Origin of the sequence: Leucobacter chromiiresistens, from assembly GCF_001477055.1 — a bacterium.
Lineage (GTDB): Bacteria > Actinomycetota > Actinomycetes > Actinomycetales > Microbacteriaceae > Leucobacter > Leucobacter chromiiresistens_A.
Map to the genome: position 1 here is coordinate 1 of NZ_LDRK01000071.1, position 9,267 is coordinate 9,267.

At 73.4% G+C, this 9,267-nt stretch carries 7 protein-coding genes; 2 read left to right on the forward strand and 5 right to left on the reverse strand.

Going from position 1 to position 9,267, the window contains the following annotated elements:
• From NS354_RS09810 to NS354_RS13895, 3 genes are all read right to left on the reverse strand, one after another.
• On the reverse strand, positions 1-1,163 hold a 1,163-nt coding region (locus NS354_RS09810; protein WP_058594328.1), incomplete at its 3' end, for a hypothetical protein.
• 87 nt (positions 1,164-1,250) lie between these two features.
• On the reverse strand, positions 1,251-1,985 hold the full coding sequence (locus NS354_RS09815) for a PspA/IM30 family protein (protein WP_058594329.1): 735 nt from the start codon (positions 1,983-1,985) through the stop codon (positions 1,251-1,253).
• A 64-nt stretch (positions 1,986-2,049) separates the two neighbouring features.
• Entirely contained in the window at positions 2,050-4,104 is a 2,055-nt protein-coding gene (locus tag NS354_RS13895) for a TPM domain-containing protein (RefSeq protein WP_058594330.1), read from the reverse strand.
• Between the two features lie 62 nt (positions 4,105-4,166).
• On the opposite strand from NS354_RS13895, the gene NS354_RS09825 reads away from it, so the two are divergent.
• The gene (locus tag NS354_RS09825; RefSeq protein WP_058594331.1) at positions 4,167-5,045 is read left to right on the forward strand and encodes a biotin--[acetyl-CoA-carboxylase] ligase; all 879 of its coding nucleotides are present in this window, start codon (positions 4,167-4,169) and stop codon (positions 5,043-5,045) included.
• Positions 5,046-5,135: 90 nt separating this feature from the next.
• Here the strand turns inward: NS354_RS09825 and NS354_RS09830 are convergent, their stop codons facing one another.
• Both NS354_RS09830 and NS354_RS09835 read right to left on the reverse strand, forming a co-directional pair.
• Positions 5,136-6,803, reverse strand: coding sequence for an amidohydrolase (locus NS354_RS09830; protein WP_058594332.1), 1,668 nt, complete (start codon positions 6,801-6,803; stop codon positions 5,136-5,138).
• 143 nt (positions 6,804-6,946) lie between these two features.
• Positions 6,947-8,380, reverse strand: a complete 1,434-nt coding sequence (locus tag NS354_RS09835) for an APC family permease (RefSeq protein WP_058594333.1) — start codon at positions 8,378-8,380, stop codon at positions 6,947-6,949.
• Between the two features lie 200 nt (positions 8,381-8,580).
• Between NS354_RS09835 and NS354_RS09840 the strand changes: the two genes are divergently transcribed.
• Positions 8,581-9,240, forward strand: a complete 660-nt coding sequence (locus NS354_RS09840) for a TetR/AcrR family transcriptional regulator (protein ID WP_074690312.1) — start codon at positions 8,581-8,583, stop codon at positions 9,238-9,240.
• Positions 9,241-9,267: the final 27 nt, after the last annotated feature.

The following is a 9,267-nucleotide window of genomic DNA, read 5'->3' on the forward strand; positions in this document are numbered from 1 at the left end:
CACCGGGGCTGGATCGGCGCCGACGCGCGCACCCGGCTCGCCGAGGCGCGGCGGGCGAGCTGCAGCACCTGCTCCCGCGAGTCCTCCGTCATCGGCAGTGCGGCGATCTCGCTGCGGTGGCGCCGCGCCTCGGCGAGCCGGGTGCGCGCGTCGGCGCCGATCCAGCCCCGGTGCCCCTCGATGAGGCTGGCTGCGATGCCGATGGCGTGGTCCGCGGCCGCGACGCCGTGCTGCACCTGCGCCTCCGAGGGCACGGGCTTCGCGGCGCGGGCGCGAGCGGCGTCGAGTGCGGCGTTGGCCGATGAGACGAGGGAGAGGTCGGCGAACGGGTCGCGCTGGCGCCCGGCGCTCACCTCGGCGAGGGCCGCCTCGAGCCGTTCGATCGCGTCGTCGACCGATGCGTTGCGGGGCTCGGTGCGGGCCGCGGCGATGTCGCTGCGGGAGTCGTCGATGACGTCGGCGAGCGTGTTCTGCGCGCGCAGCGCCTCGATCTCGAAGCTGTCGACGCCGTCGAGGATCGAGGCCGCCCGCCGCACGGTCTCGGTCGCGGTCTCGAGTGCGAGGTTCGCGTCGGCGAGGGCGCCTGCGGCGCGTCGACGATCGGAGAGGTCGGCGGAGTGCTCCGCGAAGTCGAGCAGCTGCTCCACGTCCTCGGAGTGGAGCCTGACGCGCTGCAGCGCCGAGGGGCTGTAGCGTTCGGCGAGACGCGCCACCGCGCGCTGGGCGTCGGGCACGCGCTCGCGGAGCGCCGCGGCGTCGGCGCGCACGCGCTGCACCATCTCGGGGGCGCGACGCGCGCGTTCGACGCGCGCCTGCAGGGCGGCGGTGCGCTCGTCGAGCACCGATTCGGCCCACTCGCACAGCTGCAGGATGCGTGCGTTGCGGGTGCGCACCTCGTCGGGGGTGTCGGGGATGTGGTCGTGGTTGAGCTGGTGCAGCTGGAACGCCTCGCTCAGGTGCTCGCGCACCGAGTCGAGGCCGGCCTGCAGCTCCGCCGTCGCTTCCTCGCCGAGTTCGGCCGTCGCGAACGCCAGTTCGTCGCCGGTCGCGCGGATGCGCTCATCTGCGGCGACGATCGCGCTGCGCGCCCGCTGCGCCTGCTGCGCGTCGGAGGCGTGCTGCCGCTCCTGCGACTCACGGTCTCGGCGTCCCCAAAATGCCACGGTGTGTCCTGTCTGCTGAGTGCGATGGGTGAGACGGTGCCGAGCGGGGCGGAGCCGGATCGGCCCGCCCCGCTCGGTGTGCGGTGGTTACTGCTCGAGCGCCTGCGGTGAGCGCCCGGCCTTGAGGGCGGCGAGTCGCGCCTCCACCTCGGTGACGGCCTCGAAGTTCTCGAGCTCGTTGAACTGCGCGTCGAGGGTCGAGGCGGCGATCTCCTGCTTGCCGCGCGCGAGGGCCTCCTGGCGGCGGATCTTGTCCTCGAACCGGCCGAGGTCGCTCGTCGGGTCGAGCACGTCGATCGACTTGACGGCGTCGGCGACGCGGTTCTGCGCTTCGGCGGTCTTGGCGCGCGCCACGAGCTCGGAGCGCTTCGTCTGCAGCTGCTGCAGCTTCTCGCGCATCCCGTTGAGGCCGTCCTTCAGCTTCGCGGTGACCTCGCGCTGCGCAGCGATGGTGGGCTCGGCGGCGCGGGCCTCGTTCTCCTCGGTGATCTGGCGCTGCAGCGCCACCTTCGCGAGATTGTCGAACTTGTCGGCGTCGACGGAGTTGCCGGCCGCGCGCAGCTCGTCGGCCTTCGCGCTCGCCGCGATCGCCTTGCGCTCCCACTCGCGCGCGGTGCGCACGTCCTCGTCGTAGTCCTGCTCGAGCAGCCGCAGGTTGCCGATGGTCTCCGCGATCGCGGCTTCGGCGTCCGAGATGTTGGAGGAGAAGTCGCGGATCAGCTGATCGATCATCTTCTCGGGGTCTTCGGCCGCGTCGAGCATCGAGTTGACGTTGGCCCGGACGAGGGTGGTGATGCGCCCGAGGATGGACTGCTTCGACATGTGAGTTCCTTTCGGCGGAGCGGTTTGGATCGAGTGTAAGGATCGGGACTGGGGAAGCGCCGAGTCAGAAGCGGCCGCCGCCGCGGCGGCCCGAGCGGCCGCCGCTCGAGCGCCGCGAGGAGCCTCCGGACCGGCGCGAGGAGCGGCCGGAGCTGCGGGAGAAGCCGCCGGAGCGCCCCGAGGATCGGCGGGAGCCGCCGCCCCACGAGCCGCTGGAGCCGCCGCCCCAGAACCCGCCTCCGGAGCCGCCGTAGCCGGAGCCGCCGTTGCCCCCGCCGAGGATGCCGCCGAGCACCGCGGCGAGGTCGCCGCCCGCCGACGAGGCTCCGCCGTATCCGCCGCCGAAGCCGGTGCCGAACCCGGAGACGTCGGACTGGGCGGCGGAGAGCGCCTCGGCGGCGAGGCTGCTCGCGCGCTGCGCATCGGAGAGCGCGCTCTCGGGGTTCGCGGATCGGGCGGCGTCGGCGCGTGCGAGGGCGGCGCGCGCCTCCGCCGCACGGGTGCGCGCCCGCGAGCCGACGGCCCCGCGCCGTGCGTCGATGAACGCCTCCGCCTGCCGCACCTGGCTGTCGGCCTGCGCCATCTGGGCGTCGAGCAGTCGGCGCGCACGCTCGGCCTGCTGCGCGGAGTGCACCGCGCCGTCGATCTGCGCGTTGGCGGTTTCGAGCGCCTGCACGGCCCGACCGGGCCGCCGCTCGGCGCCCGAGAGGTCGTGCCTCGCCTGCGCGATGCGCTCCTGCGTCGCGGTGATGGCGGCGGCAACGCGGCCGTCCGCATCGGGCACGGCCCGGGCTGTCGAGACGTCGGCCTCCAGCTCGCCGATGAGTTCCGCGCAGCGGGCCTCGATGCTCGCGAGCTCGGGGCCGCGCGCGGCGATGGCGCGGTGGATCTCGTCGGCCTGGGCGACCGCGGCCTCGGCCTCCCGAATCGCCACGGCGGCCGCTCCCGAGTCGGGCGGGGCGGCCCCGAGCGCGGTCGAGGCGGCGCGCTCGCGATCCTCCGCGAAGGCGAGCAGCTGCTCCGCCTGCTGCACGGCCCCGTCGAGCGCACCGAGCTCGTCGGCGGCGTACGCGGCGGTGAGACGCTCGAGCTCGGCTCGGCTCTGCGCACCCCGCGCCCCCGCCTGCTCCCGTCGTGCGGCGGCTTCGGCGAGCGCGGCGGGCGCGTTCTGCTCGATCGCTCTCAGCCGCGCGAAGGCGTCCGCCTGCGCGTCGAGCACCTCGTCGACGGCGGCGCAGAGCTCCATGATGCGCTGCAGCCACTCCCGCTGCTGCGCATCGGTGTCGGGTGTCGCGTCGTCGAGCTGCTGGCGCAGGGCGAACGCCTCGAGCAGGCGCGCGCGGGCCGTCTCGACCGCCTCCGCGGAGGCCGAGACCGACGCGTCCCCGAACTGGGCGCGGGCGAACTCGAGCTCCTGGGCGCTGCTCTTCACGGCGTCGTCGGCGGCGACGAGCGCCGACCCCGAGGCGCGCTCGAGCTGCGCCAGATCCTCTGCGGCGGCCGCTGCGTCGCGTCGGCGGCGCACGAGCCGCGAGACGCCGAACGCGGCGCCTCCGAGCCCGAGCACCCCGGCGCCGATGCCCACGACGACCGCGGTGGTGCGGGCGGGCGCCGCGTCCTCGGTCTCGAGCTGCTCGGCGGCCGCCGAGACTGCGCCCGCCCAGTCCTGGTCGCGCAGCTCCGGGAGCACGCGCTCCTCGATGCGGGCGAGCGCATCATCGCTGAGCTCGCCGTTCGCCGACGACGAGAGGTAGTACTGACGGCCGTCGGTGGCGACGGCGAGGAGGTACTGGGAGTCGCCCAGGCCGTTGAGCTCGGCGGTCTCGTCGGCCCAGGCGATGCGATCAGCAGGGTCGGTGAACTCGTCGACGAACACGACGAAGAGGTCGAGCCCGGTCGTGTCGAAGGCCTCGGCGAGCCTGGCGTTCGCCGCCCGCTCCTCGGACTCGTCGAGCACGTCGACGGCATCGGTGACGTACTCGCTGCCGAGAGTGCCCGGGCCGACCGCCGCGACGCCGGAGGCGCCCAGGGTCAGCAGGCCCGCGCCGAGCACCGCGGCGAGCCACCACCGCCCGAGCGGTCGCGGTCGCGGATCGGGGGACAGGCCTGAGTGCTCCACAATCGGAGTGTATTGTGCGCCGGTGCCGCGGTCCACTTGTTTTCCGGGCTAACGTGATGCGCATGGAGCTTCCCCGCACGCGCACGCTGCTGCCCGACGTCACCTGGCGAGAGTCGTCGCCCTCCACTAACGCCGAGCTGCGCGCGCTCGCGACGGCGGGGGAGGGCCGGGGCGCACGGGAGCTGCCGCACGGCGCGCTGCTGGCGACCAGCGACCAGACCGCGGGTCGCGGGCGTCTCGACCGGGGGTGGGTGACCCCGCCGGGAACGTCGATCGCGGCGTCGATGCTCGTGCGCGGGTTCGGTGCGACGGGGCTGGGCGTGAGCTGGCTGCCCCTGCTCGCGGGATCGGCCGTCGCCGCCGCCCTGCAGCCGCATTTCTCGGCCGCGGCGGCGCGCGCGGGCGGCGAGGCGCAGCGCGTCGGCGTGAAGTGGCCGAACGACGTGCACGTGCGCGACGAGCACGATGCGCTGGCCGGGCGACCCGGCAGGAAGCTCTGCGGCATTCTGTGCGAGCTGCTGCCCGGCGGCGGGGCGACGGGGTACGACGTGGTGGTGGGCACCGGCATCAACCTGCTGATCCCCGAGTGGGAGCTGCCGACCGATCGCGCGACGTCGCTGCTCGCGGCGGGCGCCGACACGGGCGGGGCCGAGAGCCTCGCCGATGCGGCGGGCCGCGACCTCGCCGACCGGGTGCTCGCCGACTACGCCCGCGAGCTGCTGCGGCTCGTGCGCCTCGCGGGCGAGGATCCGGAGGCGGCGCGCGCACGCATCGCCCGGCACTCGCTCACGCTCGGCACGGAGGTGCGTGTGCATCTGCCCGGCGGCGAGATCGTGGACGGCCGGGCGCGGGCGCTCGCCGCCGACGGGTCGCTCGTCGTCGACCTGCCCACCGGCGGCGAGCTCACGGTCTCGGCGGGAGACGTCGAGCACCTCCGGTAGGCGCGAGCACCTCCGGTAGGCGCGAGCACCTCCGGTAGGCGCGAGCCCCTCCGGTGGGCGGCGAGTCCCTCCGGTAGGCGGGGCGGGGGATCACCGCGCCCGGTGCAGCTCCTCGCCCTGCACGGCGGTGCTGAGCACGCGCGACGCGAGCAGCGCCTCGGGGGCGGCCTCGAGCGGGTTCACGTCGAGCACGATGAAGTCGGCGGCCAGGCCCGGTCGGATCCGGCCCGTGGTGTCGTCCATCTCGCCGGCGAACGCTCCGCCCGCGGTGAGGGCGGTCAGGGCGTCGGCCGGGGTGAAGGCGCGCTCCGGGTGGTAGGGGTCGCGCTCGGGCGCGAGCACGGAGGCGCCGGTCAGCGCGATGTAGAGGTTCGGGATCGCCTCGTGCGGGGCCGTCGGCGCATCCGTGCCGAGCGTGATCGCGACCCCCGCAGCGCGGAACTTCTGCCAGGGGAAGCCGAGCTCCTGGCGCTCGTCGCCGAGCTGCGCCTTCCAGTTGTCGAGCACGGCGGGGTCGCAGTGCACCGGCTGCATCGAGGCGACCACTCCGAGCTCGCCCATCCGGACGATGGTGTCGTCGGCGACGCTCTCGAGGTGCTCGATGCGGTGTCGGCGCGCGCGCGGCCCGTTCGCGCGCACGCAGTGCTCGACGACGTCGAGGGCGATCTGGCTCGTTCGGTCGCCGATCGCATGCATGGCGATCTGCAGGCCCGCGCGGTCGGCGGCCTCGGCGACGGGGACGATGCGCTCGGCCGTCCAGATCGGCTCGGCGTTGCTCCCGTCGGCGTAGGGGGCGAGCATCGTGGCGGTGCACGCGTCGATGGTGCCGTCCATGATGAACTTCACGCCGGCGATCCGCAGCCAGTCGCGCGCGGGCCCCGCGGCGATCTCCTCGCGGAGGGCCGCGACGCGTTCGGCGCCCGCGACATCGCGCGCGGCGTCGCCGGTCGGCTCCAGGATCCAGTGCGCCGTCACCGGGAACGGGAGGCGCCCGTCCCGGGCGATGATGGCCTGAAGGCCGGCCACCTCGGCGGCGTTGAGCGACATCTCCGTGACCCCGGTCACTCCGGCCGCGAGGTAGGTGGCGAAGGCGCGGTCGAGCGCGGCGATCACGTCCTCCTCGGTGGTCTGCGAGCTCAGGAAGGCCCCGGCGAACTGCGTGCCGGCGGTCTCCAGCAGCAGGCCGGTCGCGTCGCCCGCGGCGTCGCGCACGATCTCGCCGCCGATGGGATCGGGGGTCTCCCGCGTGATGCCGAGTTCGCGCAGCGCGGCGCCGTTCACCCACGTCGAGTGGAAGTCGTTCGCGTCGAGGTACACGGGCACGTCGGGCAGCACCGCGTCGAGCATCTCGGCGGTCGGCCGCCCGCCCGGGAGCGCGTCGAACAGCCAGCCGCTGCCGAGCACCCGAGCGGCCGACGGGTCGGCCTCGCGGGCGGCGACGAGACGCTGCTGCATCTCCTCGAGCGAGGCGCAGTCGCGCAGCTGCACGCGCCCGAGCGACTCGCCGAAGCCGACGAGGTGCGTGTGCGAATCGATGATGCCCGGCGCGACGAACCGGCCCTCGAGGTCGACCTCGACGACCTCGTGCGATCCTGCGCCGCCCGCGACGCCGCCCACCGCGGTGCGCACGTCGGCGAGCGAGCCCACGGCCGTGAAGCGGCCGTCTGCGACCGCGAAGGCCTCGGCGACGGGGTGGGGCTGCTCGGGCGTCGGGTCGGCGGTGAATACGACGGCGTTGCGGTACAGGGTGGTCGTCATGGGGAGTCTCCGAGGGTCGGGAGCGGATCGAGGTGCGGATCGAGGTGCGGATCGCGGTGCGGATCGCGGTGAGGATCGCAGTGCGCGGATCGCAGTGCGCGGGGGAGGGGTGGGGCGCCCGGACGGCCGGGCGCCCCGGGCGGTCACCGCGTGGAGCGCGTCTCGGAGGCGTCGAGCGGGTGCTGCGCCGAGAGCGCGTCGATCGCCTCGGTCGAGGGGATCTCCTCCGAGAAGTTGAGCTTCGGCACCGGCTTCGTGAAGAAGCCGGTCTTCAGCGCCAGGATCGCGACGCCGATGAGCATCCAGATGCCGCCGACGATCCAGGTGAGGCCCTCGAGCGAGGTCCACAGCCAGATGGTGAGGCCGAAGCCGATGAGGGGGAGCACGCCGTAGCGGAACCAGCCCCACGCCGTGACGGGCTCGGTGCGGCCGCCCTTCGGGAAGAGGTAGGTGCGGATCACGGAGAGGTTGACCATCGCGAAGGCGGCGAGCGCGCCGAAGCTGATCATGAACGCCGCCTGGTCGAGGCCCACGAAGAGGCTCGCGAGCGCCACGACGGAGACCGTGGTCGCCGCGACGATCGGCGTGCCGAAGCGCTTCGAGAGGATGCCGAGCGGCTTCGGGAGGATGCCGTCGCGGCCCATCGAGTAGAGGATGCGCGAGACCGCGACCTGGCCGGCGAGGCCGGAGCCGAAGCAGCCGGCGACGGTGATGATGACGAAGATCGCCGCGAGCACGTCGCCGCCGACGTGGGCGAACAGCACGGCGCCCGCCGCATCGAGCAGTTCGGTCGACGCGGTGCTCCAGTCGTCGAGGTAGTAGGCGCGTGCGCCGACGTACGAGATGATGATGAAGATGAGGCCGCCGATGATGGTCGTGAGCATGATGGCGCGGGGGATGTCGCGGCGCGGGTTCTTCGCCTCCTCGGAGAGGGTGGAGACGGCGTCGAAGCCGAGGAACGAGAGCGCGAGCACTGCGGCGCCGGTGAAGATCGGGCTGTAGCCGACCGAGCCGGGGATGAAGGGGTCGAGCAGCGACGGCGCGTTCGGGTCGTTGATGGTCGCCTTGATGGCGAGGATCGCGAAGACGATCACGGCGGCGAGGGAGACGACCACGATGACGGTGTTGATCTTGCCGACGAGCGAGATGCCGAGCACGTTGAAGACGAAGACCGCGATGAGGGCGGCGAGGGTGAAGATCCACGTCGGAACGCTCGGGAACTGGGTGCTGACGTAGAGCCCGAGGATGAGGAAGTTGATCATCGGGATGAAGAGGTAGTCGAGCATGAGCACCCAGCCGGTGAGGAATCCGGCGGCGCCCCCGAAGGACTGCTGCGAGTACGTGTAGGCCGATCCGGCGACCGGGTAGCGGCGCACCATGGCGGCGTAGCTGCCGGCCGTGAACAGCATGACGACGAGCGCGACGATGTACGAGTCGACGAGGTGGCCCTCCGTCAGCTGGTTCACGATGCCGTAGGTCGTGAACACGGTGCCGATGGCCATGTACGAGAGCCCGAACAGTGTGAGGGTGATGGGGCCAAGAGTGCGCTTGAGATGCGCCCCGGTTGCTTCGCTCACTGAATCTCCTGTGATGTGGCGGCTGGTGCCGGTGTTCTGCGCCGGTTCCGTCTGCGGAACCGCGACCAAAATGAACAATGTTCTTTTTGACGTGAATAGACTAGACGCAGATCGTCAGGATTGCGAGTTCGCGAGCGCGACTCGGGGCTGAGCGCGTCGACGAGGGAGTGATGCACGTGGGGGAACGGGAGCGACGGCGCGTGGGGCGACCCAGCGAGCAGGTGCTCTCGCGGGTCAGGATCGTCGAAACCGCGCTCGACCTCCTCGACGAGCACGGCGAGGGGTTCGGCATGCGCGACCTCGCGCGCGAGCTCGGCGTGCGGCCGTCGGCGCTCTACAACCACGTCGAGAACAAGGAGGACGTGTTCCGCGGCATCCGCGAGGTGATCGCCGGCCGCGTGTCGACGCGCGAGCTCGACCACGAACCCTGGGACGACGCCCTCGCCGCCTGGGCGCGCTCGTACCGCGACGCGTTCGCCGCGCACCCGCCCACCATCGCCCTGCTCGCCGTCATGCCGTTCGACCCCGGCTCCGACGTGTTCGCATCGTACGACCGCATCGTCGGGCTGCTGATCGCCGAGGGGTGGAGCCGGGCCGCCGCGCTCAACATCCTGGTCGCGTTCGAGTCGTTCATCCTCGGCTCCGCGCTCGACGCGGCGGCGGCCCCCGACATGATGCACGCGCGCGGCCGCGGCGACGTGCCGAACTTCACGGCCGCGTACGCGGAGCGGGAGCGGCGGGTCGCGGCGACCGGGGCGGCGCCCGCCGATCAGGCCTTCGAGGCCGGGCTCGAGCTGCTGCTGCGGGGTCTCCGCGCCGAGCAGCGCGAGCGCGAGGCGGGCGCCCGCGCCGCCTCCTGACGGGCTGCCGCCTGCGCCGCCCGCCCG